Origin of the sequence: Bradyrhizobium iriomotense, assembly GCF_018130765.1 — a bacterium.
GTDB lineage: Bacteria > Pseudomonadota > Alphaproteobacteria > Rhizobiales > Xanthobacteraceae > Bradyrhizobium > Bradyrhizobium iriomotense_A.
This window is the reverse complement of the sequence record NZ_JAFCJZ010000002.1, coordinates 270,358-294,373: the sequence shown is the minus strand read 5'-3', so window position 1 is coordinate 294,373 and position 24,016 is coordinate 270,358. Positions and strand designations below refer to the sequence as shown.

Here is a 24,016-nt window from a genome sequence, read left to right as displayed (position 1 = left end):
CAAAACCAAAAATTTAGAGCACGACGAGGATTGTCCTATTCGCATCGCGCTTTAAAGGACTGTGCGGGCGCCTGTCACCTTGTCCTCGACCGGCGCCTATAGATTATCCCGAACGTGGAACGATTCGAGAATGCCATGCGCCGTTTGATGCTGCTGCGTCACGCCAAGACAGAGACTGACGCGCCAAGCGGCCGTGACCAGGATCGCCGCCTCGACGACCGCGGCCACAAGGATGCCGCGCAGATGGGCGACTGGATCGCCTCCCATCCGCCCTTCCCCAATGCCGTGCTGGTGTCGCATGCCGTCCGGGCACGGCAGACCTGGGACATCGCCTGGCATACGATGAAGGACCGCGTCCCGGCGCCGCAGGTCGAGGTCCTGCCGGAGCTCTATGGCGCCCATCCCGCGCAGATCCTGGAGGCCATTCGCACTGCAACGATTCCCGCCGATCCGAAGCGATTGCTGCTGGTCGGCCACAATCCCGGCATGCACGAGATCGCCCTGATGCTGATCGGCGGCGGCGATCCGGCCGGCGCCAAGGCGCTCGCCCACAACCTGCCCACGGCGGGGCTTGCGATCTTCGACTTTGACGTCAAGGATTGGGGGGACGTGGCCTACCGCCGCGGCAAGCTGGTGCTGTTCGTCAGCCCCAAGCTGCTTCGATCGGGCTAGAGACGCGCGGGCGCCGTCTCGACCGGTTGATCAGCTTGATCAATAGGGAGGCGCAGATGTTCAAGTCCATCCTCGTGCCCATCGACCTCGCCGACACCGACCTCGCCAAGCCGGCGATCGCGACCGCGGCAACGCTGTCGCAGACCTGGAGCGGCACGGTGCGCCTGCTCAACGTGCTGCCGATGACGCCGGTGATGCTGGCCGAATACGTGCCGGCCGATTTCGACGAGCAGCAGCGCCAGACCTCGGAGGAAGCCCTCGCCATCGTCGCGCGCGAATCCGGCATCGACGCTTCCCGCATCTCCAGCGTGGTACGCCAGGGCGGCATCTACCACGAGATCCTGGAAGAGGCCGTGCACATGAAGGCCGACCTGATCGTGATGACCTCGCACCGGCCGGCGATGCGCACGTATTTCCTCGGCTCCAACGCCGGGCACGTCGTGCGCTACGCCAAGTGCTCGGTGCTGGTGGTCAGGCACTGAACTCGGAGCAATGTCGTGAAGCAATGGTGGCGGAGATGGACTTACGAGGTCCCGCTCGCGATCGGCGATGCGCTATGGGAGGTGCTGGTCGTACAACTGGCCGCACTGCTGGACAGGCTGACGGTGCGGAAGGTGATCGCCTTCATCCCCGTAGCGATCATCGTACTCGCCTACTACCACAGGATCCCGATTCCGCCGGAACTGATCCTGGTCGGCGACTTCCTCGCCTATATCGACATCTTCTCGGTGCTCATCCTGCTCGGCGTGCTGAGCCGCGTCGCGACGATCCTGTTCGTCGTCAAACAGGCGGCGGCACGTATCGTCACGTTCGCGGGCAGCGTCGCCGCCCATGCGCAGCGGCTGGACCTGCGACATCGGCGCGAACGTGGTGCGTCAACAAGGCCTCGCCGCGAGCCCGGCCGGTCCGAGGACGATCGACCTTATGGCGGCATTTGGGACCATGTCGCGATCGCCTGATCCCGGCAGCACGTTGCTACAAGACCTTGCGTTGCCCGGCGGGCAAAACACGCCAGCTGTGGGTCCATGCGGCGTCGCTAAAATATTCCACTTTACCGAAATTCGGAATTAGCGGATAGTGCGCACACTCCGGCCCAAGGAAGAGGGGCGTATCGCGATCGTCACGAACGCGGGCCGGACGGCGGTGGACGCTGGCCACATCGGCGCGAAGGGTTTTGCAGGGCAGGCAACTGTGAGCAAAGACCTCGCGCACACGACCGATGTGATTCTAGCGTACGGCCAAATCGTGTGGTCCTGGCGCCCGGGGTCTGTGCGCCAAGTCTTGCGGTGATGCGGCGGCCCGACCGGGCACGCGCATCAGTCATCCGCACGGCGACGGGGGCAATAGTGCATCGCTCCCCGGGGAGAGCGCGACATAAACCGTAAAACCACTGCGCAGGGAAGGCCGGGATGTCCTGGCTTCACCTGTATGCCGCTGTGCAGATTTTCTGACTGCAAACTTCGCACAGTGGACCGCGGGTGCCAGCCGGCTCCCGGCCTTCCCTGCGCCCTCTTTCATTGGGGGCAAGGCGACGACGCAAAGCTCGGGCGACATGAGCCGCGAGGATGCGAAGGTGTGTCTGCGATTGAGACGCGAGCGAAAGGAACGATGGTACCAACCACACACTCCGCCATTGCGAGCGCAGCGAAGCAATCCAGAGTCTTTCCGCGGTGGGATTCTGGATTGCTTCGCGGAGCCTGTCATCGGGCCGCGCTTCGCGCGGACCCGTTGGCTCGCAATGACGATGTCGAGGCAAGTGTGCGCGAAAACTGGGTTTCGTGCCCCGGACGCAGCGCAGCGCTACTTCAGCGGTGCGCTGCTGAGCCGGGGCCCATGCTGCAGCGAGCGCCGTGGCTCTCTGGGTCCCGGCTCAGCGCCGCAACGCTCGCGCGCTGCGTCGGGGACACGAGAGGCTCACAGATACCGCGACAGCTCGGTCTTGAACTGCCCGTAGACGGCGTCCTCGATCTGGCTGCGATTGATGCCGATGTCGCGCAGGGCGCGGTCGTCGAGCTCGTTCAGGGTCTTGACGGCGGAGCGGCGCTCCAGGCGGTCGAACAGCGCGTAGGCGGCGGTGACGAGCGTGCCAAAAAATCCGCTCGACGAGGATGGGCGTAAACTCCGCCCGGCAGTTTGCGAGATCGTGGTCATTCTTCTTCTCCGGCGTATTGTCCCGCGCGGCGAAGCAGGTGCCGTTGGCGCGGACGCTGTCAGCGTCTGCACCTCATTTGCCGTCGGATTGCTCTCGCTCTCCTCGGCTCAATCGCGGAACTTGATGGAACTTAAATGCTCCAGTACACTTCTCGGATCAAGTAAAACATTGCTCTCGGTGCAATAATGTCCAAGTTCGAGTACGTGAAGCTTGCCGATGCCATTGCCGCGGATATCTCTAACGGCACGTTAAGGCCCGGCGACCGGCTGCCGCCGCAGCGCAATTTTGCCTATGATCGCGGCATTGCGGTCTCCACCGCGAGCCGGGTTTATACGGAGTTGCTCCGCCGCGGCCTCGTGGTCGGCGAGGTCGGCCGCGGCACCTTCATCTCCGGCGACATCAGGCGCGAGGTCGAGGCGCTGAGCGAGCCGCGCGATGCGCGGATCGATTTCGAGGTCAATTATCCGTTATTGCCACAGCAATGGGCGATGATCGCCAAGAGCCTTGCGGGGCTCGAGCGCGTCGACGCGCTCGAATCCGCGCTGCGCGTCTCCACCAGCACCGGTACCAAGAGCGCACGCAATGCGGCCGCCGCCTATCTCGCGCGCAAGGATTTTGCGCCGCAGGCCGAGCAGATCGTCTTCACCGCCAACGGCAAGCAATCGCTCGCGGCCGCGCTCGCCGCGCTCGTCCCCACCGGCGGCCGCTGCGGCGTCGAGGCGCTGACCTACCCTTACGTCAAAAGCATCGCCGCGCGGCTCGGCATCACGCTGGTGCCAATACCGATGGACGAATTCGGCGCGCGACCCGACGCGATCCAGAAGGCGCATCGCGAGGCACATCTGTCGGCGCTGTATCTGCAGCCCATCATCCAGAATCCGCTCGGCGTCACCATGAACGCGACGCGGCGTGCCGACATCATGCGCGTTGCCGAGAAGCTCGATCTCACCATCATCGAGGACGCCGTCTACGGCTTCCTCGCCGACGACACGCCGCTGGCCACCCTCGGGCCGGACCGCTGCATCGTGATCGACAGCCTGTCCAAGAAGGTCGCGCCGGGCCTTGCGCTCGGCATCCTCGTCACGCCGCCTCACTTACGCGAGAGCGTGATGAGCGCGGTCCGCACCGGCGGCTGGATCGCCTCGGGCCACGCGCTCGCGTCTGGCCAGCGGCTGATGGCCGACGGCACCGTCGCCGAGCTGACGCGGCTGAAACGCATCGACGCCGCACGCCGCCAGCAGACCGCGGCAAGGCTGCTCGCCGGCTACCAGATCGCGGCCGACACCCGCGCATATCATTTGTGGTTGACGTTGCCGCCGCACTGGCGCTCGCAGACCTTTGTCGCCGCAGCAGCAAGGCGCGGCATTGCGCTGACGCCGTCCTCGACCTTCGCGATCGCGCATGGACATGCACCGAATGCGGTGCGGCTCGCGCTCGCCCCGCCCACCCCTGAGCAACTCGATTCCGGCCTGCGCACCATCGTCTCGCTGCTCGGCACCAAGGAAGAGGATTTCGACTCGACGGAGTAGCGATCTCATTTGACGCGTTTTCTTCACGCGAACCGGTACCCACTTCGCTCGAAAACGCTTTAGGGCAGCAAGGCTTTCGGCACGCGATCGAAACTGTAGCTCTGCGGCTGGTTGCGGCGCACGAAGCCGCCGACCTGCCAGACGAACAGCGCGGCGAAGCCGAGGATGAACAGCACACCGGCGAATTCGCCGATCATGAGCGCGCGGATCAGAAGGCCCGCCATCGCCACGGCGAGCACCGCCAGGAACGCCAGCACCGCCGCATAGGTCTTGCGACCTAGACCTGCCGTCAATTCCGCGCGGCTACCGGCCTTTGCCATCCGCGCATGCAGCTCGATGAGAAAATCGCGAAAACCGTTGTCCTGCGGCGCCATCAGGGCCGCGGTCTGCCAGCTCGTCGACAGGATGGCGATGCGGCCGCCCTTGGCGTGGCTGACATCGGCGCGAAAGCGATGCTGCTGCATCGACACCGGACGGAACGACAGCCGGATCGCCGAGATCTCGTCATAGCGCCACAGGCCCGAGCGGCCGGCGATGTGCCAGGACAGCCCCTCCTCCGTCAGCTCGAAGCGATGCGCCGAGCCGATCAGCGAGGCCTTGTAGGCGTAGCTCGTGGCCGTCTCGGCTCCCGAAACCTGCATCTCGAATTCAATCCCGTCCGCGATCCGCTTGCACGATCGCCCTCGCCCATCCTACAAGCGGGGCATGGCTGAGACGATATTTTTTCCGCGCCGCCTGATTCTCGGCGCCGCGATGATCTCCGGCGTGCTGCTCGCGCTCGCGGTGCACATGCTGGGCGCGCGCTACGGCCTCGACCTCGGCGGCCTCTGGCGCTCCGACACGCAGGAGTTCATTCCGGCCGGTGCGGCGATCGCCTGGTGGCTGATCGCGACCGTCGGCTTCTCCGGCGGCTATTTCACGGCGAGCCTGATGCAGAGCGCCGTCTCCGGCCAGATCCCGCAGCGGATGCGGCAATTCCTGATCGCGGTCGGCGTGCTCCTGCTCGCGGGTGCCGGCCAGGTGGCCTCGGCGCCGAGTCCGATCCCGACCGTATCAGGCGTGCTGGCCGGGCTTGCCGCGCTGTGCCTCGGCGCCGTGATGGCGTTCTGCGGCGCGCATTTCGCGTTGCGCCGCGGCTAATCCTTACGCCGAGGCGCGCAGCCGCGGCCGTTCCAGCATCAACGCCACTTCCGAAGCCGGCCGCGGCTTGCTGAACAGATAGCCCTGCGCCTGGGTGCAGCCCTCGCGCCGGAGCAGCTCGAGCTGCGCGTCGTTCTCGACGCCTTCCGCCGTGGTGACGATGCCGAGGCTGCGGCCAAGGCCGGTCACGGCGCGGATGATCGCCATGGAATCCTCGCGCGTCGCCAGCTCCGACACGAAGGAGCGGTCGATCTTGATCTTGTCGAACGGGAAGCTGCGCAGATAGCTCAGCGACGAGTAGCCGGTGCCGAAATCGTCCAGCGAAATCCGCACGCCCATGGCGCGCAGCTCGTGCAGCGTCGTCAGTGTCGCCTCGCTGTTCTGGAGCAGCACGGATTCGGTGATCTCGAGCTCGAGGCGGTGCGCCTCAAGTCCCGAGGCGGCCAGCGCCGCGGTCACGGATGCGATCAGGTTCGGGCTCTTGAACTGCACCGGCGACAGGTTGACGGCGACGTCGATATCGTCGGGCCAGCTGGCCGCGTCGGTGCAGGCGGAGCGCAGCACGAATTCGCCGAGCTGCACGATGAGGCCGGTCTCCTCGGCCACCGGGATGAAGTTGATGGGCGCGATCAGGCCACGCTGCGGATGGTTCCAGCGCAGCAGAGCTTCGAAGGCGACGACGCGGCCGCTGGCGACGTCGCGGATCGGCTGGTAGTAGGGCTGGAACTCGTCGCGTTGCAGCGCCGCGCGCAGATCCATTTCCAGCAGGCGCCGCGCCTGCGCGCGCGCATCCATCCCGGTTTCGAAGAAACGGTAGGTGCCGCGGCCGTCCGCCTTGGCACGGTACAGCGCGAGGTCGGCGTTCTTCAACAGCTCGTCCGGATTGCTGCCGTCCTGCGGCGACAACGAGATGCCGATCGAGACGCCGATAACGATCTGATGGTCGTCGATCTCGTAAGGCGCCGAGATCACTTCGACAAGGCGGCCGGCAAGCGATCTGGCCGCGGTTTCCTCCGACCGTCCGATCTGGACCACGGCGAATTCGTCGCCGCCAAGCCGCGCCACGGTGTCGCTCTCGCCGACCGTGGCCTTCAGCCTGCGGCCGACCTCCTTGAGCAGTGCATCGCCGATGGGATGGCCGAGCGAGTCGTTGATGTCCTTGAAGTGATCGAGATCGAGGCAGAGCACCGCGAGCTGGTCGTCCGACTTCGCCCGGTTCAGTCCGTGCTCAAGTTGCTCGTGGAACAGCACGCGGTTGGGCAGACCAGTCAGCGCGTCATGGCGTGCCATGTGCGTGATCTTGGCCTGGGCCTCCAGCCATTCAGTGATGTCCTCGAAGGTCGCGACCCAGCCGCCGCCCTGCATCGGCTGGTTGACGACCCGGATCGAGCGGCCGAACCGGTTGACGACCTGGCTGGTCGTGCGGCCCTCGCGCGCGTCGGCGACGAGGCGCGCGAAGAATTCATCTGCGTCGCCCTGCCACTGGCCCTTGGCCTGCTCTTCCCTGAGAACGTCGACCAGCAGACGGCCGGTGAGCGCGATGTCGGTGCGGCGAAGCATCGCCGCGTAGCGCTCGTTGAACAGGATGATCTTGCCGTCCGCATCGAACATGCACAGCCCCTGCGACATGTTCTCGAGCGCGGAATCCAGCACCAGTTGCTGGCGTCCCAGTTCGCCCTTGGCGCGGCGGTCGAGCAGCGCGGCAACGAGCGCAATTGCGATGATCGCAACCGCGGCGCTCGCGGTGAGGAAGGACATCGACGCAGGCAGAACCGCGAGCCCGCTGATCGCGAGCGTCGGGTCCGGCGTCAGCAGCACGGCGCCCATCGCGGTGAAATGATGCGCGACGATGGCAACCGTCAGCAGGACAGTCGCCGTCAGCGCATGGAACAGGTCGTCGCGCCGGGCGGCGACGAACAGCGCGAGTGCGGCAAAGACAACTCCGAACAGCACGGAGGCAGCAACCGTGCTACCGATCCAGTCCACGCGGGCCGGCATCTCCAGCGCCGCCATGCCGGTGTAATGCATCGCCGCGACACCGCCGCCGACGATGGCGCCGCCGAGGACGATCCAAGCCGCGCGCGAGGACGACACTGCGATGCTCAGCCCGACGAAGGTCACGGAGATCGCAAGGATCAGCGAAAGAATGGTGACGGGGATGTTGTAGGCGCCGGCGCCGCCCGGCCCGTAGGCGAGCATCGCGATGAAATGCGTCGCCCAGACACCGCATCCGCTCACGGCCGCGTCCAGGGTGATCCAGGCGAGGCGTCCCGGGCCCCGCGTCGCGCGCGCGCGGTGAAACAGGCTGATGGCTGCGGCACTCGCCAGCAGGCACACCGCTCCGCCAAGCGCGACCAACCGCCAATCATGCTCGTCGGTGAGACAGTAAAGAACTTGATACATTGCCGGCCCCTATGGAGCCGCACTTCAACCGACAGAGGTGGACGATCGGTAACCGGCTATGTGCTGCTTCCCCGAATGGTGAACGGGAGATGTGTTCAATCGCTCGGATTGTTCATCCCCTGCGAAGGCGCGCCGATCCCGATCACGGCGGCGGCGAGCAGCAGGACGCAGGCCGATGCCGCCAGCGATGCGTGCAAACCGGCCATGAACGCCCCCTCCGAGGCCACCAGCGAACCGAATAGCGCAACGCCGAGCACGCTGCCGGTCTGCCGCGTCGCGTTCAGGACGCCGGCCGCGATGCCGGAGCGCGCCTTCTCGACGCTGCCCAGCAGGGTCGAGGTCAGCGGCGGCACCAAGAGGCCAAGTCCGCCGCTGATCGCGATCATCTGCGCGCAGATCATCCAATAGCCCGTGTTCGCCTCGATCCCGAGCAGGCCGAGACAGCCCAGCGCCGAGATGCAGGCGCCGACGACGATGGTCGGGCACGCGCCGATGCGCTCGGCGAGAACCGGCGCCAGCAGATTGACCGGCAGCACCGCCGCCATCATCGGCACGAAGGCGAGCCCGGTCCACCACGCCGACAGCCCGTTGATCCTCTGGAAGTACAGGCTGAGCACGAAGATCAGTCCGTAGATCGCGATGTTGACGAGCAGCCCGACCAGCGCGGTCAGCGTAAATAGCCGCTGACTGAACAGCGACAGTGGTAGCATCGGCTGCGCCGCGCGGCTTTCCCGCCAGACAAACAGCACGCCCACGACCAGGGCCGCAGCGAAGGCCGCGAGCACGGCCGGATGATCCCAGCCAAGCGCGCCGCCCTCGATGATCGCGCCGGCGAGCGCCCCCAGCGCGCCGATCGCTGCGAGCTGGCCGGGCAGATCGATCTCGCGCGAGAGCGCGCGCGTGGTCTCGGTCGCGTAGCGCCAGCTCAGCCAAAGACCCACGAGGCCGATCGGGAGGTTGACAAGGAAGATGGCGCGCCAGCCGACCAGCGTGATCAGCGCGCCGCCGACAAAGGGACCCGCAGTGAGCGCCAGGCTGGCGCCGGCAGCCCAGATCGCAACAGCCCGGCCGCGCGCCCGATCGTCCCCATAGGCATGATTGAGCAGCGCTAGGGAATTCGGCACCAGAATCGCCGCCGCCAGCCCCTGGACCAATCGTGCCGCGATCAGCGCGATAGCATTGGGCGACAGCGCGCAGGCGAGCGAGGCCGCGGTGAAGATGGCAAATCCCGCCATGAAGACGCGCTTGGCGCCGATCCGGTCGCCGAGGGCGCCAGCCGTCAGGATGAAGGCGGCAAAGGCGATGGTGTAGGCGCTGACCACCCATTGCAGCTCGGCCACCCCACCGCCGAGCGTCTTGCCCATCGCATCGAGCGCGGTGTTGACGATGGTGACGTCGAGCTGCACCACGCCATAGCCAAGGCTCATCGCGGCCAGCGTCAGCGAGGTCGCAAGACGCGAGCCGGCACGGCGTGCGCCGGCTCCATCGTCGAAGGCTTCATATTTGATGGTGCTCGCTCGCATGCCGCCACCTCGGTTGCAGCCCCATGCGGGATATAGGCTATCGGCGCGCCATCATGCTTCGGCAATGACCGAAGGATGGTTGTGGATAGATCGATGTCGCCGCGGAATTGTTGTCGTCACGCGCTTGTTCTTCACCCTCTCCCCTTGTGGGAGAGGGTGGCTCGCCGCGTAGTGGCGAGACGGGTGAGGGGTTCTCTCCGCGAACTCATCTTCACTGATCGCGCCGAGAGAGACCCCTCATCCGGCGCTCCGCGCCACCTTCTCCCACAAGGGGAGAAGGAAGAGCAGACTTACATCAGCTCGCCGCGCGCAGATTCACCTTGCTCTCGGCAAGCATCGTCAGCTTCTTGTCGGTCGCCTTCTCTTCCTCCAGCGTCTTGGCGAGCACGCTGGCACAGTCGTTGCGGCCGAGCTGCTTGGCCCAGGCGATCAGGCTGCCATAGCGCACGATCTCGTAATGCTCCGCGGCCTGCGCTGCGTTGATCAGCGCGGCGTCGAGCACGGCCTTGTCGGCGACTTCGCCGGCGGTCTCATCGGCTTCCTCGATGATGCCGTCGATCGCCGGGCAGTCGACTGCCTTCACGGCGACGCCGTGCATCTTGAACACTTCCTCGAGCCGCGTGACGTGTTGCTTGGTCTCTTCGAGGTGCGTCAAAAAGCCCTGCTTCAGCTGCGGATCGGTGGCCTTGCTGGCCATTTTCGGCAGCGCCTTGGTGAGCTGCTGCTCGGCGTAATAGATGTCCTGAAGCTGGTGCACGAACAGGTCGTTCATGGTCTTGATGTCCTTTGTGAACAGTCCCATCGTTCCAATCCTCATTGGGTTTCGGGAACACGGAGGCGCCGGCTTGCACGAATAGCCGCTGAATTCCGCCATGTTCGGTTGCTGATGGGGCGCTAACGAGCACCCGGCATCGACGTTCCAAAAAAGCCTCAATCGCTTGAGCTGGAACAATGCCGGGGGCAGCGCGATGTGAAATCATGCCGGCATGTGAACATACGTTCCGGGCCGAACTGCCGACTCATATGCTTAACGCGCGGTCCGATGTGAACCGCATATGACAAAAGTAGGTGGTCTGGCGCAGAACCTATCCTTGTCAAGGGCTGCACAAGTCACCGTTTTTGCCTTAAATGAGCTGGATCATATCTAGCGATCGACACTTGCCTTCGGCAACGATCGCGCCCGACTGGCCAATGCCCGGCCGGGTCGGTCTTGCCCCCCGCCGGGAGGATGAATGCACGGACTGCTGCCCGCGCTGAAACGCGGCTTCAAGAGATGGATTGGCTGGCGACGGCTCGGAATTGCCGCGAGCGTCTTCATCATCGCCTTCGCGATCACAACGCTGGTACGGACCCTCAAGGGCATCGATACCGGTGTCATCCTGACCGCATTAACCGAGATTCCCCGCGGCAGCATCGGGCTGGCGGCGATCTGTGTCTTCTTCGCCTTCTGTACGCTGACCTTCTACGACTTTTTTGCACTGCGAACGATCGGCAAGAAGCACGTTCCTTATCGCATTGCAGCACTCTCCAGCTTCACGTCCTATTCGATCGGCCACAACATCGGCGCCACGGTGTTCACCGGCGGCGCAATCCGCTTCCGGATCTATTCGGACTACGGGCTGAACGCGATCGACGTCGCAAAAATCTGCTTCCTGTCGGGCCTGACCTTCTGGCTCGGTAACATCTTCGTGCTCTCGATCGGCATGGCCATCCACCCGGATGCGGCATCCTCGATGGATCAGCTGCCCTCGTCGCTCAACCGGCTGATCGCACTCGGGGGCCTTGCCTCGATCGGCGCTTATCTGGTCTGGCTCTGCATGGGCGAGAAGCGGCGCGAGCTCGGCCAGAAGGGCTGGAAGGTGGTGCTGCCCTCGGCGCCGCTGACGCTGGTGCAGATCCTGATCGGCGTGGTCGATCTCGGCTTCTGCGCCACGGCGATGTACCTGCTGATGCCGGCCAATCCGCCGATCGACTTCCTCTCGCTCGCCGTGGTGTTCATCCTGGCGACGCTGCTCGGCTTCGCCAGCCACGCGCCCGGCTCGATCGGCGTGTTCGACGCCGCCATGCTGCTGGCGCTACCCGAATTCGGCCGCGAGCAGCTCCTGGCCACGCTGCTGGTGTTCCGCATCCTCTATTTCGTGATCCCGTTCGGCCTCGCCATCTCCATCATGGGCGCGCGCGAGCTGTGGATGAACGTGGTCGAGCCCTGGCAGGAGCGGCGGCGGCTGGCGGAGGCCTGCGCCCAGGCCAATCTGCCCAAGCAGGTGACGCCGATGGAGCGGGAACGGCTGCTCCGGCAGGCCAATAAACGGTAAGGCCACGATCTGGAGCCGGAGGGGTTGCCGGCGGGAAGGCAATCCTCTCTTATTTCCGCCTCAACTTTGCCGTTGAAAACGCGGGCCATGATCCCTGTATCCCTTCGCACCCTCTCCGCAAGCGTCCTGCTGCTTGCCGGAATTCTGACCGCTTTGCCGCTTCCGCGCGCGGCGGCGCAGGATACCGGCGCCATGCAGATTTCCTGGGAGGTGCGCAACCGCTTCCGCCTGTTCCGCGAGGAGCGCGACTTCCTGCTGCATGTCGAGAACGCGCGTAACCGCAGCATTCTGGCCGCCGAGCAGTCGCTGGAGCTCCAGAGCGAAGGCCGCGGCTGGGCCCGCAACATGGTCAACCGGCTTTGCATCGACCTGCAGGGCCGGGTCAACCAGCCCTGCACGCGCGACAACACCAAGGAAAACTACCTCACGCCGATCGACCACCCCATCACGGTGCGCCTGGCCGGCGCGGTGCCGGTCGGGGCCACCTGTGCCTGGTCGTTCGACGACGGCGACGGGCCGCAACAATCGACCTTCGACTGCGCCGAGCCGGTCAATTTGCGGGTCCGGTACGGCAAGCAGACGGTTGCGACCGTCGATGTCTCCGCCGGCTCCGACCCGACCCAACGCGTCCAGACCGAGATCCAGGTTCGCGACGTCTTCGTCGCCGGGCTCGGCGACAGCATCGCCTCGGGCGAAGGCAATCCGGACCGGCCGCTGGCGCTGTCGGACGAGGGATTCTGCTTCCGCTCCTATCTCGGCACCGCTGGTGCGCAGTACTACCGGCCGAGCCGCGCCGGCTACAAGGGCGGGCGCGCCTGTGAGGCGCCGGATACGCTCGCCAACTGGCAGCACTACAGCGCGCTGTGGTTCAATGCGCCCTGCCATCGCTCGCTCTACAGCTACCAGGCCCGCACCGCACTGGCGCTGGCTGTGCGCTATACCCACATCGCAGTGACCTTTCTGCCGCTCGCCTGCACCGGCGCCAGCATCGGCGACGGGCTCCTGGGCTCGCAGCGTGCCCGCGAATGCCCGCCCGGCAAGACCGGCGTCTGCAACACCAGCGTGAACGCGCAGGTCGCCGAGCTGCGCGAAGCGCTCACCGCGGCGAAGAAACGCCAGCCGGACCGCACGCTCGATCTCGTGCTGCTGTCGGTCGGCGCCAACGACGTCTATTTCTCCGGTCTCGTCGCCGACGTCATCGTCGACACCGCGACCGAGCGGGCGCTGTTCCGCCGCTCCGGCGTGATGGCGAGCGTCGACGATTCCCGCGACGCGCTGGCGCGCGAGCTGCCGCAGAATTTCGTCAAGCTGCGCGAGGCGCTGAAGCCGCTGGTCGGCGGCGACCTCTCGCATGTGGTCTACGTGTCGTACGCCAATCCTGCGCTCGCCAACGGCGGCGTGCCCTGCCGCGGCGGCCGCGCCGGCTTCGACATCCATCCGTCCTTCAACGCCGATCCGCAGCGTCTCGCCCGTGTCTCGACCTTCGTCGACACCGAGTTCCTGCCGCAGCTGAAGGGCCTCGCCACCTGCACGCGCGGCGCGCTGTGCCGCGATCCCGAAGCCGACCGCATGACCTTCGTCGATGCGCATCAGGCCACATTCGCCGATCACGGCTTCTGCGCCCATTCCGGCAACGATCCCGAATTCGACCGCAGCTGCTTTGCCGAGAACGGCCAGAGCTTCAACCCCGACATCGTCAGCTCGGCGAGCCAGCCGATGCTGTGCGGCCGCGGTGCCTCGGAGTACCGCGCCTACCTGCCGCGGGCGCGCTGGATCCGCGACGCCAATGACAGCTATTTCGCCGCGATGACCTATCCGCAAGGCTTGCCCGCCGCGAGCCAGCCGACCGACATTCACGACGCGACCTGGGGCGTGCTCTCCGCCGTCTATGGCGGCGCCGTGCATCCGAGCGCCGAAGGCCACGCCGCAATGGCGGATGCGGCACTGCCGGCCGCAAGCGCCGTGCTTGGTCTCGATGCCGTGCCGCCCAACGTGACGCGCGGGTTTCTGCCGCAGTTGCTGCCGAGCGCGCAGCAGTAGCGCACGGACATCGTAGCCCGGACGAGCGCAGCGACATCCGGGACCACTCTCCCCGCATATCGCTTCGCTCATGCGGGCTACGCACTGCCCGCCACACGCTCGGTGTCATCGCCCGCCTAGTGCGCAATTGCGCACAGGGGCGGGCGATTCAGTACTCCGAGACAACTGTGATTGAATCGAGACGCCGCGGCGTACTGGATTCCCCGCTTTTGCGGGGAATGACAGTTGAGGGCTTAGCGCCAGCTCGCTTACGCATTCTCACGATTTCACGATCGTTCCCCTCACCTGCCGTTCCATCAATCCAAAAACGGCATCAATCGATACTGCCTTGAACTTGGACACCTTGCCGCACGCGCCTCTAGGACTCGCCTTGAGGAAACATTCGAGTTCTAAGGAGGCGCGTGATGAGCGCAGTGGTGTCCGCAGCGGACGTGAGGAGGTCTCGCGTCAGGCTGTTCATCGTGACCATGTTGTTCCTGGTCACCACCGTGAATTATGCCGACCGCGCCACGCTGTCGATCGCCGGTCCCGCACTCTCCAAGGAGCTGCACCTCGATCCCGTCGCCATGGGCTGGATCTTCTCGGCGTTCGGCTGGTCCTATGTCGTCGCGCAGGTGCCGGGCGGCTGGCTGCTCGACCGCTACGGCTCGCGCATCGTCTACGCGTTCAGCATCATCATCTGGTCGCTGTTCACGCTGATGCAGGGCTGGGTCGGCTTCCTCAGCGCCGGCTCTGCCATTGTCGTGCTGTTCGCGCTTCGCCTCCTTGTCGGCGTCGCGGAGGCGCCCTCCTTCCCGGCCAACGCCCGCATCGTCGCGGCCTGGTTTCCGGGCAATGAGCGCGGCACCGCCTCGGCCTTCTTCAATTCGGGACAGTATTTCGCGACCGTGATCTTCGCGCCGCTGATGGGCTGGATCGCGCACAGCTACGGCTGGCGCTTCGTGTTCTTCGTGATGGGCGCGCTCGGTGTCGTCATGGGCCTCGTCTGGCTCAAGACCATCTATGGCCCGAAGGAGCATCCCTCGATCAACGAGGCGGAGTTCGACTACATCAAGGAAGGCGGCGCGCTGGTCGATCTCGACGCGCCCAAGGACGACCAACTGCGCGAGCGCGCGCCCGAGGCCGGCTCCGGCTGGGATCACATCCGCCAGCTGCTCTCCAACCGCATGATGCTCGGCGTCTATCTCGGCCAGTACTGCATCAACACGCTGACCTATTTCTTCCTGACCTGGTTTCCGGTCTACCTCGTCAAGGAGCGTGGCCTGTCGATCCTGCAGGCCGGCTTCGTGGCGACGCTGCCCGCGCTGTGCGGCTTCATCGGCGGCGTGCTCGGCGGCATCATCTCGGATGCCATCCTGCGCAGGACCGGCTCGCTGACCATGGCGCGCAAGATCCCGATCGTCGGCGGCATGCTGCTGTCGATGTCGATCATCGCCTGCAACTATGTCGACGGACAGGCACTGGTGGTCGGCTTCATGGCGCTCGCCTTCTTCGGCAAGGGCATCGGCGCGCTCGGCTGGGCCGTCGTCTCCGACACCTCGCCGAAGGAAGCCGGCGGCGTCTCCGGCGGCCTGTTCAACACCTTCGGCAACCTCTCCTCGATCACCACCCCGATCGTGATCGGCTACATCCTGGCCGCGACCGGCTCCTTCAACGGCGCGCTGGTGTTCGTCGGCCTCAACGCGCTGGTGGCCGCCTTCGCCTATCTCGTCATCGTCGGAAAGATCGAGCGGGTGACGCTCAAGCGTTCCTCCTGAGGGCTCCCATGGGAGCTTGACCAGGCAACTCAACGGCGGCTTCACAGCCGCCGTCTTTGTTTTGGGGATGATCGATGCTAGAAGTGCCGGGGAAACGCCTTATTCATCTAAGGCATGTATCGATGTTCGACCTCAACCAGCTCCGCTGTTTCGTCACGGTGGCGGAAGAATTGCATTTCGGCCGCGCCGCCGCGCGGCTCAACATGACCCAGCCGCCGCTGTCCCGGCAGATCCAGGTGCTCGAGCACATCATCGACGCGCCGCTGCTGGAGCGTACCAGCCGCTCGGTGCGCCTGACGCCTGCGGGACGCAGCTTCCTGCCGGAGGCACGGCGCATCCTCAAGCTTGCCGAGAGCGCCTCGCAGATCGCCCGCCGCATCGCGCTCGGCAAGACCGGCTCGCTGAAGATTGGCTTCACCGCGGCCGCCGCCTACGGTTTCCTGCCAGAGCTCGTCGCTGCCTGCCGCGCCAAGCTGCCCGAGGTGGACTTCTCGCTGAAGGAGATGGTGTCGGGCGACCAGTTCGAGGCGCTGACCTCCGGCCAGATCGACGCCGGCCTGCTCCGGCCGCCGATCGCGCGGCCCGAGCTGACCAGCCGCCGCGTCGTCGCCGAGCCGCTGCTCGCCGCGATCCCGAAAAAGCATCCGCTCGCCAATGCCGAAAGCATCACCATCAAGGATTTCGACGACCAGCCCTTCGTGATGTATTCGCCCTATGAGAGCCGCTACTTCCACGATCTGCTGGTAGCCCTCTTCACCCGCGCCGACGTGCTGCCGCGCTACGTCCAGCATCTCAGCCAGATCCACTCCATCCTCGCCATGGTCCGCGCCGGCCTCGGCCTTGCCATCGTGCCGGCCGCGGCCGCGAGCCTGAAGATCTCCGACGTGCGGCTGCGCCCCCTGAAGCTGCGCACCCGCGTCCCCGTCGAGCTGTTCATGGTCTGGCGCCGCGCGGACGAGAATCCGTTGCTGTCGGCGCTGGTCAAAATCGCCGGTGAATTGTCCTCCGCGGAGACGATGGAAGATTGATGCTGAATCCGCATTGGTCGATATAGGCTTTGGCTTGGACGCGCATCGAACGGTTGCCTAAACCACGGCGCATGGACGCGCAGCCTTCTGCTTGCGTCCTCCACAACACGCAATAAGGGAGCCGCGCCCATGAGCAAGATGACCCCGCAGGAAATGGCCCAGAAGATCGGATCGGGCCTCCTGTCCTTCCCCGTCACGCCCTTCAAGGCGGACTACTCCTTCGACGAGGCGACCTACCGCGCCAACATGGACTGGCTGTGCGGCTATGATGTCGCAGGCCTGTTCGCCGCCGGCGGCACCGGCGAGTTCTTCTCGCTGACCCCGACCGAGGTTCCGCAAGTCGTCAAGGTCGCCGTCGACGAGACCAAGGGCCGCGTGCCCGTGCTCGCCGGCACCGGCTACGGCACCGCGATCGCCCGCGAGATCGCGATCGGAGCGGAAAAGGCCGGCGCTGACGGCCTGTTGCTGCTGCCGCCCTACCTCACCCATTCCGAGCAGGAAGGCCTTGCCGCCCATGTCGAGGCGGTCTGCGCCGCCGTGAAGATCGGCGTCATCGTCTACAACCGCGACAACGCCATCCTCCAGCCCGACACGCTCGCGCGTCTTGCCGAGCGCTGCCCGAACCTCGTCGGCTACAAGGACGGCATCGGCGACATCGAGCTGATGACCCGCGTCTACACCAAGCTCGGCGATCGCCTGACCTATGTCGGCGGCCTGCCGACCGCGGAGACCTTCGCGCTGCCCTATCTCGACATGGGCGTGACGACCTATTCCTCGGCCGTGTTCAACTTCGTGCCGGAATTCGCCACCAACTTCTACGCCGCCGTGCGCAAGCGCGACCATGCGGCGATCCACGCGGGCCTCAAGGATTTCATCCTGCCGCTGATCGCGATCCGCAACCGCAAGAAGGGTTATGCGGTCTCGATCATCAAGGCCGGCATGAAGGTGATCGGCCGCGATTCCGGCCCGGTCCGTCCGCCGCTGACCGATCTCACCGAGCAGGAGATCGCGGAATTGGCCGCACTGGTGAAGAAGCTGCCCGCCGCACGATCGTCACAACAGGCTGCAGAATAACGATAGACAACAGGGAGGAGCGTGCGATGGCCGAGACCAATATCTCTGGCGCACCGGTCGTCACGGCGATGCAGGTGATCCCGGTCGCGGGCCGCGACAGCATGCTCCTCAACCTCAGCGGCGCGCATGCACCGTTCTTCACCCGCAACATCGTCATCCTCACCGACAATGCCGGCCACACCGGCGTCGGCGAGGTGCCGGGCGGGCAGAAGATCTGGCAGACTCTGCAGGACGCCCGCGACCTCGTGATCGGCAAGACCGTCGGCGCGATGAACAACATCCTCGCCGATATCAGGACCGCCTTTGCCGACCGCGACGCCGGGGGCCGCGGCAAGCAGACCTTTGACCTGCGGGTGATGATCCACGCGGTCACCGCCGTGGAATCCGCCCTCCTCGACCTGCTCGGCCAGCATCTCAATTTGCCGGTCGCCGCCCTGCTCGGCGAAGGCCAGCAGCGCAAGAGCGTCGAGACGCTCGGCTATCTCTTCTTCGTCGGCGACCGCCGCAAGTCCAAGCTCGACTACGTCCCGGGCGAGACCGGCAAGCCGGAATGGTTCAACCTCCGTCACCAGGAGGCGATGACGCCCGAGACCGTGGTGCGGCTCGCGGAAGTCACCCACGACCATTACGGCTTCGCCGATTTCAAGCTGAAGGGCGGCGTGCTCCGCGGCGAGCAGGAGATCGAGGCCGTCACCGCGATCGCAAAGCGCTTCCCCAACGCGCGCGTCACGCTCGACCCGAACGGCGCCTGGTCGCTGGACGAGGCGATCAGCCTCTGCAAGGACATGCACGGCATCCTCGCCTATGCCGAGGATCCCTGCGGCGCCGAGGCCGGCTTCTCCGGCCGCGAGATCATGGCCGAGTTCCGCCGCGCCACGGGCCTGCCGACCGCGACCAACATGATCGCGACCGACTGGCGACAGCTCTCCCATGCGCTGCGCCTCGGCGCGGTGGACATTCCGCTGGCCGATCCCCATTTCTGGACCATGCAAGGCTCGGTGCGCGTGGCCCAGACCTGCCGTGACAACGGCCTGACCTGGGGCTCGCACTCCAACAACCACTTTGATATCTCGCTGGCCATGTTCACCCATGTCGGCGCCGCCGCCCCCGGCAAGGTGACCGCGATCGACACCCACTGGATCTGGCAGGACGGCCAGGCGCTGACCAAAGAGCCGCTCCAGATCAAGGGCGGCAAGATCTCCGTCCCGGACCGCCCGGGGCTCGGCATCGAGATCGACCGTACCGCCATCGAGGCCGCGCATGAGCTCTACAAGAAGCATGGACTCGGCGCCCGGGATGACGCTATGGCCATGCAGGACCTGATCCCCGGCTGGACGTTTGACGACAAGCGTCCCTGCCTCGTCCGTTAAAAAGCGTTCCCCTGGAGGAAAAAGATGACTGCGATCCTTAAAAACTTCATCGGCGGCGAATGGGTCGACGGCTCCGGCGTCACCAAGAACATCAACCCCTCCAACACCAACGATCTCGTCGGCGAATACGCCAAGGCCGACAAGGCGCAGACCGAGAAGGCGATCGCCGCCGCCAAGGCCGCCTTCCCCGCCTGGGCGCAGTCGACCCCGCAGGTGCGCTACGACGCGCTCAACAAGATCTCGACTGAAATCCTCGCTCGCAAGGAAGAGCTCGGCCGCCTGCTCGCCCGCGAGGAAGGCAAGACCCTGCCGGAAGGTATCGGCGAGGTCGCCCGCGCCGGCCAGATCTTTGCATTCTTCGCCGGCGAAGCGCTGCGCCTGATCGGCGAAAAGGGCGCCTCGGTGCGTCCCGGCCTCGACGTCGAGCTCACCCGTGAGCCGGTCGGCGTCATCGGCATGATCACGCCCTGGAATTTCCCGATCGCGATCCCGGCCTGGAAAATTGCGCCCGCGCTCTGCTACGGCAACACGGTGGTGTTCAAGCCGGCCGAGTTGGTGCCGGGCTCCGCGCATGCGCTGTCCGAGATCATCACCCGCTCCGGCATTCCCGCCGGCGTGTTCAATCTCGTCGTCGGCTCCGGCTCGGTGGTCGGCCAGACCCTGCTCGACCATCCGGATGTCGCGGCGATCACCTTCACCGGCTCGGTGCAGACCGGGCGCAAGATCGCGCAGGCCTGCGTGCTGTCGACCCCGATGAAGAAGTTCCAGCTCGAAATGGGCGGCAAGAATCCGCTGGTCGTGCTCGACGACGCCGATCTCAAGACCGCCGTCGAGGTCGCTGTCAACGGCTCCTATTTCTCGACCGGCCAGCGCTGCACCGCGTCCTCCCGCCTGATCGTCACCGAAGGCATCCACGACCGCTTCGTCGCGGCGATGGCCGAGCGCCTGAGCGGCCTGTCGGTCGACGACGCGCTCAAGGCCGGCGTCCATATCGGCCCGGTGGTCGACCAGAGCCAGCTCGACCAGGACCTGCGCTACATCAAGATCGGCCAGGACGAGGGCGCCAAGCTCGCCTTCGGCGGCGAGCTGCTCAAGCGCGAGAATCCCGGCCACTACCTCCAGCCGGCACTGTTCACCGAGGCCAACAACAACATGCGCATCGCGCGTGAGGAAATCTTCGGCCCGGTCGCTGCGGTCATTCGCGCCAAGAACTACGAGGAAGCGCTCGCGATCTCCAACGACACCGAGTTCGGCCTCGCCTCCGGCATCTGCACCACCAGCCTGAAATACGCCTCGCACTACAAGCGCAACAGCGAGTCCGGCATGGTGATGGTCAATTTGCCGACCGCCGGCGTCGACTATCACGTGCCGTTCGGCGGCCGGAAGGGCTCGAGCTACGGCGCCCGCGAGCAGGGCTCCTATGCCCGCGAGTTCTACACGACGGTGAAGACGGCTTATACGTTCCCGGGCTGATAGGCTGATATCGTAGGGTGGGTTAGCGCAGCGTAACCCACCTCTTCTGCCTCCAAGGATGAAGACATTGGTGGGTTACGCTGCGCTAACCCACCCTACAAATCCCGGAGTCCGCGATGGACCAGGACGTCGCAGCGAAAGAGCAGCCCCGCTACATCAAGCTCAACGAGCGCGACAATGTCGCCATCGTGGTCAATGATTTTGGGCTCCCTGCCGGCTCCCGCTTTGCGAGCGGACTGACGCTGCGCGCCTTCGTGCCGCAGGGACACAAGACGGCTTTGGTCGACATCGCGCAAGATCAGCCGATCATCCGCTATGGCGAGATCATCGGCTACGCGCTCTCGCCAATCCTCGCCGGCGAATGGGTGGACGAGGCCCGCATCCGCATGCCGGAGGCCCCTGCCCTCGACAAGCTGGAGATCTCCACCGCCGTCCCCGCGCCGCTGCCGCCGCTCGAAGGCTTCACCTTCGAGGGCTTCCGCAATCCTGATGGTTCGGTCGGCACCAAGAACATCCTCGGCATCTCCTCCTCCGTGCAATGCGTCAAGGGCACGATGGAATATGCGGTCAAGCGCATCCGCGCCGAGCTGCTGCCGAAATACCCCAACGTCGACGACGTCGTGCCGCTGACGCATGCCTATGGTTGCGGCGTCGCCATCACCGCGCCCGACGCGGTGGTGCCGATCCGTACGCTGCAGAACCTCGCGCTCAACCCGAACTTCGGCGGCGAGATCCTGGTCGTAGGCCTTGGCTGCGAGAAGCTGGCGCCCGAACGGTTGGTGCCCGAAGGCGTGGATAACGCCATCGTGCGCATGCAGGACGAGGCCTTCGACGGCTTCGGTGCGATCGTCGATGCGATCATGACCCAGGCCGAGGCGCGGCTGAAGGTGCTCAACACCCGCAAGCGCGAGACCTGCCCGGCGTCCGATCTCGTGATCGGCCTGCAATGCGGCGGCAGCGACGCCTTCTCCGGCGTCACCGCAAACCCCGCCGTCGGCTTTGCCGCAGACCTCCTGGTGCGCGCCGGCGCCACCGTGATGTTCTCCGAAGTCACCGAAGTGCGCGACGCCATCCAGCTGCTCACGCGACGCGCCATCAACGAGGACGTCGGCCGCGCGCTGGTGCGCGAGATGGCCTGGTACGATTCCTATCTCGCCCGCGGCGGCGCCGACCGCAGCGCCAACACCACGCCCGGCAACAAGAAGGGGGGCCTTGCCAACATCGTCGAGAAGTCGCTCGGCTCGATCGTCAAGTCCGGCTCCTCCGCGATCACCGGCGTGCTCTCGCCCGGCGAGAAGGCGACGCAGAAGGGCATGCTGTTCGCGGCAACGCCGGCAAGCGATTTCATCTGCGGTACGCTCCAGCTCGCCTCCGGCATGACGCTGCAGGTGTTCACCACCGGCCGCGGCACGCCCTATGGTCTCGCGGCTGCGCCCGTGATCAAGGTCGCCACCCGCAGCGAGCTGGCGCGGCGCTGGAAGGACCTGATCGATTTCGATTCAGGCAGCATCGCCACCGGCGAGAAGACCATCGAGGAATGCGGCTGGGACCTGTTCCGCCTCATCCTCGACGTCGCCTCTGGCCGGACAAAACCGTGGTCGGACCGCTGGGGCATCCACAACGACCTCACGCTGTTCAATCCGGCGCCGGTGACCTGAGCGTCACTGGCCGTCGATCAGGTGCATGTCGCCCAGCGTGACGGGTAGGCTGCGCGTGATCAGGTCCGCAATCGCCGCGCGCAATCGCTCGCTTGAAGCCGGACCGTCAAACGTCGCGTCGACCGGTCCGCTCGGGCCGGCGAGCCGCAGGGTCCCGGTGTTGTCGAGCGGCGTAGCCGCCCGCTTCTCGATCACGTCGAACGACTTGCCGTCGATGACGCGAACTTCGTACAGCGCGTGAATCAGGCCGTAATCCGCAAGCAGCGTGCGGTATTCGGCGAGCCCGACGCCCTCGACGTTGCGGCCGTTGCCAAGCTTCGATCTCGCGCGGGTAATGATGATATACGCATCCAGCCCCTGGGGCGCGACATCGCTGCGAACCAGCTCCTTGAACGGATCGCTGCGCAGCAGATTGAAGGGCGTAACCACTGAATCCCTGACAGCAGCGAACGCTGCACGCCTGTAAGTCACCGGCTGCACGCGAAAGCGTCCACTCAAGAGCTTCGTCGCCTGCTGGACGATCAACTCGTCCAGCCCCCATGCGCTGATCGAGGTGCTTTGCGCGGTGTTGCCAAGCCCGGTCAGGCCGGCGCGCGTCAGGCTCATCTCCTCACCGATGGCCGAGATGATGCCGATGGTCTTGATCGCCTGGAGCTTCGTCGCGCGCGTCTCGAACGCTGCGGCGGCACCGAGGACAGCGGACGCGACCGCGATGGCAAGAGATAGAATAATACGGCGGCGCATAACGACTATCGAATCCTGAAATCGAACGAATAGGACGCACCGAGGCCAACCGTGGTCTGGTTCGACGATCCCCGCAACTTCACCAGCGGGCTGTCCGCGGCATCGCCGAGCAGTTTCTCGTATTCGACATAGGCATGGACCTCCCATTGCGGATTGATGCGGTAGGAGACCTGGCTGCCGAAGCCGACCGAGTGCGCGCCGCCCCTGGCATTGTACATCGGCAACCCCGATGCCAGCGCCTGCACGGCATCGACGCCGAAATAGGGCGCGGTCGCGTTGGTGCTCTTCCAGGTGAAGCGCGGGCCGGCCGAAATCGTCAGCCTCTGGATCAGCGGCACGATAACGTCGGCGGAGATATCGGCGACCGTTCCGGTATGGCCGCCCATGCCCTGGCGCAACTCGCTGCGCAGGCGCAGCCAGTCGACCGGATAATATTCGACGAAGCCGCCGAGCTCGTAGGCCGCCTTGACGTCGCCGAGGCCGGTCAGCTCGGCATATTTGTCGCTCTTGCGCGAGGAGACATATTTGAACGCAGGGCCCGCGCGAAAATTGCCGACGTCGAGCAGTGCGATGCTGGCGCTGTCGCGCGGACCGCGAAACTGGTCGATCGATCCGGCACGGCGAATGGTGAAGATCGGGATCGGAAGAAACTTGCCGTTCTTCGATCCCACAAAGTCAGGCGTGTATTCGTCGCCGATGCCGACCATGACGGTCCAGTTGCCGGACGGCGACGGCAGCATCGGCAGCTCGAAGGGCGGGGCCGGCAGCGTGAACGCGGTCTGCGCCGATGCGGATTGCGCTGCCGCCATGATCGCACCGAGTGCGGCGAGACAGGCGGTCGTCCACCGCGCATTCACCGTGAGGCGGAGAGCGGCTTCGTCAAAATGCTTCATTGCGGGGCCCCGGACCGGCCTTGCTGGCCGAGTCGACTGATGTGGTTGGAGCCCAGCATGTGGTCCGGCAAAATTGCCCCAAGATTGCAACGGGGCAACCGTGCCCGCGACATTCCGCGCGCGGAGTGCGCAGCCGGATCAACATTGCCCGAACATTGCCCGAGACGCGTTCGCGGGCACAAGTTTTGACCGCGCGAGCCGTTCTCCCCCTCCGTTCCTGCCTTTTATTCGCCAAGCTCGCTGCC

The 24,016-nt window shown here is 65.5% G+C and carries 20 protein-coding genes; 13 read left to right on the top strand and 7 right to left on the bottom strand.

The genetic code is table 11. The features are described from left to right. Positions 1–135 precede the first annotated feature (135 nt). From JQ635_RS04830 to JQ635_RS04820, 3 genes are read left to right on the top strand one after another with little or no spacing between them, the layout of a single operon-like run. Positions 136–672 carry a SixA phosphatase family protein gene (locus JQ635_RS04830; RefSeq protein ID WP_211408721.1) on the top strand — a complete coding sequence of 179 codons (537 nt, stop codon included), beginning with the start codon at positions 136–138 and terminating at the stop codon, positions 670–672. 56 nt (positions 673–728) lie between these two features. Continuing rightward, entirely contained in the window at positions 729–1,154 is a 426-nt protein-coding gene (locus JQ635_RS04825) for a universal stress protein (protein ID WP_183240113.1), read from the top strand. A gap of 15 nt (positions 1,155–1,169) precedes the next feature. Then, positions 1,170–1,631 carry a hypothetical protein gene (locus tag JQ635_RS04820; protein WP_211408720.1) on the top strand — a complete coding sequence of 154 codons (462 nt, stop codon included), beginning with the start codon at positions 1,170–1,172 and terminating at the stop codon, positions 1,629–1,631. 955 nt (positions 1,632–2,586) lie between these two features. Here JQ635_RS04820 and JQ635_RS04815 read toward each other — a convergent pair. After that, positions 2,587–2,823, bottom strand: coding sequence for a DUF1127 domain-containing protein (locus JQ635_RS04815; protein WP_183240111.1), 237 nt, complete (start codon positions 2,821–2,823; stop codon positions 2,587–2,589). A gap of 186 nt (positions 2,824–3,009) precedes the next feature. Here JQ635_RS04815 and JQ635_RS04810 point away from each other — a divergent pair, with 186 nt between their 5' ends. Next, positions 3,010–4,353 carry a PLP-dependent aminotransferase family protein gene (locus JQ635_RS04810; protein ID WP_211408719.1) on the top strand — a complete coding sequence of 448 codons (1,344 nt, stop codon included), beginning with the start codon at positions 3,010–3,012 and terminating at the stop codon, positions 4,351–4,353. A 59-nt stretch (positions 4,354–4,412) separates the two neighbouring features. Here JQ635_RS04810 and JQ635_RS04805 read toward each other — a convergent pair whose 3' ends face one another. Then, positions 4,413–4,994, bottom strand: a complete 582-nt coding sequence (locus JQ635_RS04805) for a hypothetical protein (RefSeq protein WP_211408718.1) — start codon at positions 4,992–4,994, stop codon at positions 4,413–4,415. 64 nt (positions 4,995–5,058) lie between these two features. On the opposite strand from JQ635_RS04805, the gene JQ635_RS04800 reads away from it, so the two are divergent. Next, complete coding sequence (locus JQ635_RS04800) at positions 5,059–5,493, top strand: hypothetical protein (protein WP_211408717.1); 435 nt, start codon at positions 5,059–5,061, stop codon at positions 5,491–5,493. 3 nt (positions 5,494–5,496) lie between these two features. Here the strand turns inward: JQ635_RS04800 and JQ635_RS04795 are convergent, their stop codons facing one another. The 3 genes from JQ635_RS04795 to JQ635_RS04785 all read right to left on the bottom strand — a co-directional run bounded on the left by JQ635_RS04795 (position 5,497) and on the right by JQ635_RS04785 (position 10,221). Next, positions 5,497–7,896 (bottom strand): bifunctional diguanylate cyclase/phosphodiesterase, encoded by a 2,400-nt coding sequence (locus JQ635_RS04795; protein WP_211408716.1) that lies wholly within the window; start codon positions 7,894–7,896, stop codon positions 5,497–5,499. Between the two features lie 95 nt (positions 7,897–7,991). Beyond that, entirely contained in the window at positions 7,992–9,419 is a 1,428-nt protein-coding gene (locus JQ635_RS04790) for an MFS transporter (RefSeq protein ID WP_211408715.1), read from the bottom strand. 295 nt (positions 9,420–9,714) lie between these two features. Continuing rightward, positions 9,715–10,221 (bottom strand): ferritin-like domain-containing protein, encoded by a 507-nt coding sequence (locus JQ635_RS04785; protein WP_211408714.1) that lies wholly within the window; start codon positions 10,219–10,221, stop codon positions 9,715–9,717. Positions 10,222–10,651: 430 nt separating this feature from the next. Here JQ635_RS04785 and JQ635_RS04780 point away from each other — a divergent pair, with 430 nt between their 5' ends. From JQ635_RS04780 to garD, 8 genes are all read left to right on the top strand, one after another. Continuing rightward, on the top strand, positions 10,652–11,734 hold the full coding sequence (locus JQ635_RS04780) for a lysylphosphatidylglycerol synthase transmembrane domain-containing protein (RefSeq protein WP_211408713.1): 1,083 nt from the start codon (positions 10,652–10,654) through the stop codon (positions 11,732–11,734). An 87-nt stretch (positions 11,735–11,821) separates the two neighbouring features. Then, complete coding sequence (locus JQ635_RS04775) at positions 11,822–13,774, top strand: hypothetical protein (protein WP_211408712.1); 1,953 nt, start codon at positions 11,822–11,824, stop codon at positions 13,772–13,774. Positions 13,775–14,178: 404 nt separating this feature from the next. Beyond that, complete coding sequence (locus JQ635_RS04770) at positions 14,179–15,531, top strand: MFS transporter (RefSeq protein ID WP_211408711.1); 1,353 nt, start codon at positions 14,179–14,181, stop codon at positions 15,529–15,531. A 122-nt stretch (positions 15,532–15,653) separates the two neighbouring features. Further along, a complete protein-coding gene (locus tag JQ635_RS04765) occupies positions 15,654–16,559 on the top strand; it encodes a LysR substrate-binding domain-containing protein (RefSeq protein WP_211408710.1) in 906 nt (301 codons plus the stop codon). A 129-nt stretch (positions 16,560–16,688) separates the two neighbouring features. Then, positions 16,689–17,633 (top strand): 5-dehydro-4-deoxyglucarate dehydratase, encoded by a 945-nt coding sequence (gene kdgD / locus JQ635_RS04760; protein ID WP_211408709.1) that lies wholly within the window; start codon positions 16,689–16,691, stop codon positions 17,631–17,633. A gap of 26 nt (positions 17,634–17,659) precedes the next feature. Next, on the top strand, positions 17,660–19,003 hold the full coding sequence (gene gudD, locus JQ635_RS04755; RefSeq protein ID WP_211408708.1) for a glucarate dehydratase: 1,344 nt from the start codon (positions 17,660–17,662) through the stop codon (positions 19,001–19,003). Positions 19,004–19,027: 24 nt separating this feature from the next. After that, positions 19,028–20,476: an aldehyde dehydrogenase family protein gene (locus JQ635_RS04750; protein WP_211408707.1), complete on the top strand. Its 1,449-nt coding sequence runs from the start codon at positions 19,028–19,030 to the stop codon at positions 20,474–20,476. A 116-nt stretch (positions 20,477–20,592) separates the two neighbouring features. Then, positions 20,593–22,134: a galactarate dehydratase gene (gene garD, locus JQ635_RS04745; protein ID WP_211408706.1), complete on the top strand. Its 1,542-nt coding sequence runs from the start codon at positions 20,593–20,595 to the stop codon at positions 22,132–22,134. Between the two features lie 3 nt (positions 22,135–22,137). Here garD and JQ635_RS04740 read toward each other — a convergent pair whose 3' ends face one another. Beyond that, positions 22,138–22,878, bottom strand: a complete 741-nt coding sequence (locus JQ635_RS04740; protein ID WP_211408705.1) for a hypothetical protein — start codon at positions 22,876–22,878, stop codon at positions 22,138–22,140. Positions 22,879–22,883: 5 nt separating this feature from the next. Beyond that, entirely contained in the window at positions 22,884–23,771 is an 888-nt protein-coding gene (locus JQ635_RS04735; RefSeq protein ID WP_211408704.1) for a MipA/OmpV family protein, read from the bottom strand. Between the last annotated feature and the right edge of the window lie 245 nt (positions 23,772–24,016).

Excerpts from the sequence above, each read along its gene's own strand:
- JQ635_RS04740 (WP_211408705.1), bottom strand. The coding sequence starts at position 22,878 with ATGCGCCGCCGTATTATTCTATCTCTTGCCATCGCGGTCGCGTCCGCT.
- gudD (WP_211408708.1), top strand. The coding sequence starts at position 17,660 with ATGGCCGAGACCAATATCTCTGGCGCACCGGTCGTCACGGCGATGCAG.
- JQ635_RS04805 (WP_211408718.1), bottom strand. The coding sequence starts at position 4,994 with ATGCAGGTTTCGGGAGCCGAGACGGCCACGAGCTACGCCTACAAGGCC.
- JQ635_RS04770 (WP_211408711.1), top strand. The coding sequence starts at position 14,179 with ATGAGCGCAGTGGTGTCCGCAGCGGACGTGAGGAGGTCTCGCGTCAGG.
- JQ635_RS04800 (WP_211408717.1), top strand. The coding sequence starts at position 5,059 with ATGGCTGAGACGATATTTTTTCCGCGCCGCCTGATTCTCGGCGCCGCG.
- JQ635_RS04830 (WP_211408721.1), top strand. The coding sequence starts at position 136 with ATGCGCCGTTTGATGCTGCTGCGTCACGCCAAGACAGAGACTGACGCG.
- JQ635_RS04795 (WP_211408716.1), bottom strand. The coding sequence starts at position 7,896 with ATGTATCAAGTTCTTTACTGTCTCACCGACGAGCATGATTGGCGGTTG.
- garD (WP_211408706.1), top strand. The coding sequence starts at position 20,593 with ATGGACCAGGACGTCGCAGCGAAAGAGCAGCCCCGCTACATCAAGCTC.
- JQ635_RS04780 (WP_211408713.1), top strand. The coding sequence starts at position 10,652 with ATGCACGGACTGCTGCCCGCGCTGAAACGCGGCTTCAAGAGATGGATT.
- JQ635_RS04750 (WP_211408707.1), top strand. The coding sequence starts at position 19,028 with ATGACTGCGATCCTTAAAAACTTCATCGGCGGCGAATGGGTCGACGGC.
- JQ635_RS04810 (WP_211408719.1), top strand. The coding sequence starts at position 3,010 with ATGTCCAAGTTCGAGTACGTGAAGCTTGCCGATGCCATTGCCGCGGAT.
- JQ635_RS04735 (WP_211408704.1), bottom strand. The coding sequence starts at position 23,771 with ATGAAGCATTTTGACGAAGCCGCTCTCCGCCTCACGGTGAATGCGCGG.
- kdgD (WP_211408709.1), top strand. The coding sequence starts at position 16,689 with ATGAGCAAGATGACCCCGCAGGAAATGGCCCAGAAGATCGGATCGGGC.
- JQ635_RS04775 (WP_211408712.1), top strand. The coding sequence starts at position 11,822 with ATGATCCCTGTATCCCTTCGCACCCTCTCCGCAAGCGTCCTGCTGCTT.
- JQ635_RS04790 (WP_211408715.1), bottom strand. The coding sequence starts at position 9,419 with ATGCGAGCGAGCACCATCAAATATGAAGCCTTCGACGATGGAGCCGGC.
- JQ635_RS04765 (WP_211408710.1), top strand. The coding sequence starts at position 15,654 with ATGTTCGACCTCAACCAGCTCCGCTGTTTCGTCACGGTGGCGGAAGAA.
- JQ635_RS04785 (WP_211408714.1), bottom strand. The coding sequence starts at position 10,221 with ATGGGACTGTTCACAAAGGACATCAAGACCATGAACGACCTGTTCGTG.
- JQ635_RS04815 (WP_183240111.1), bottom strand. The coding sequence starts at position 2,823 with ATGACCACGATCTCGCAAACTGCCGGGCGGAGTTTACGCCCATCCTCG.
- JQ635_RS04825 (WP_183240113.1), top strand. The coding sequence starts at position 729 with ATGTTCAAGTCCATCCTCGTGCCCATCGACCTCGCCGACACCGACCTC.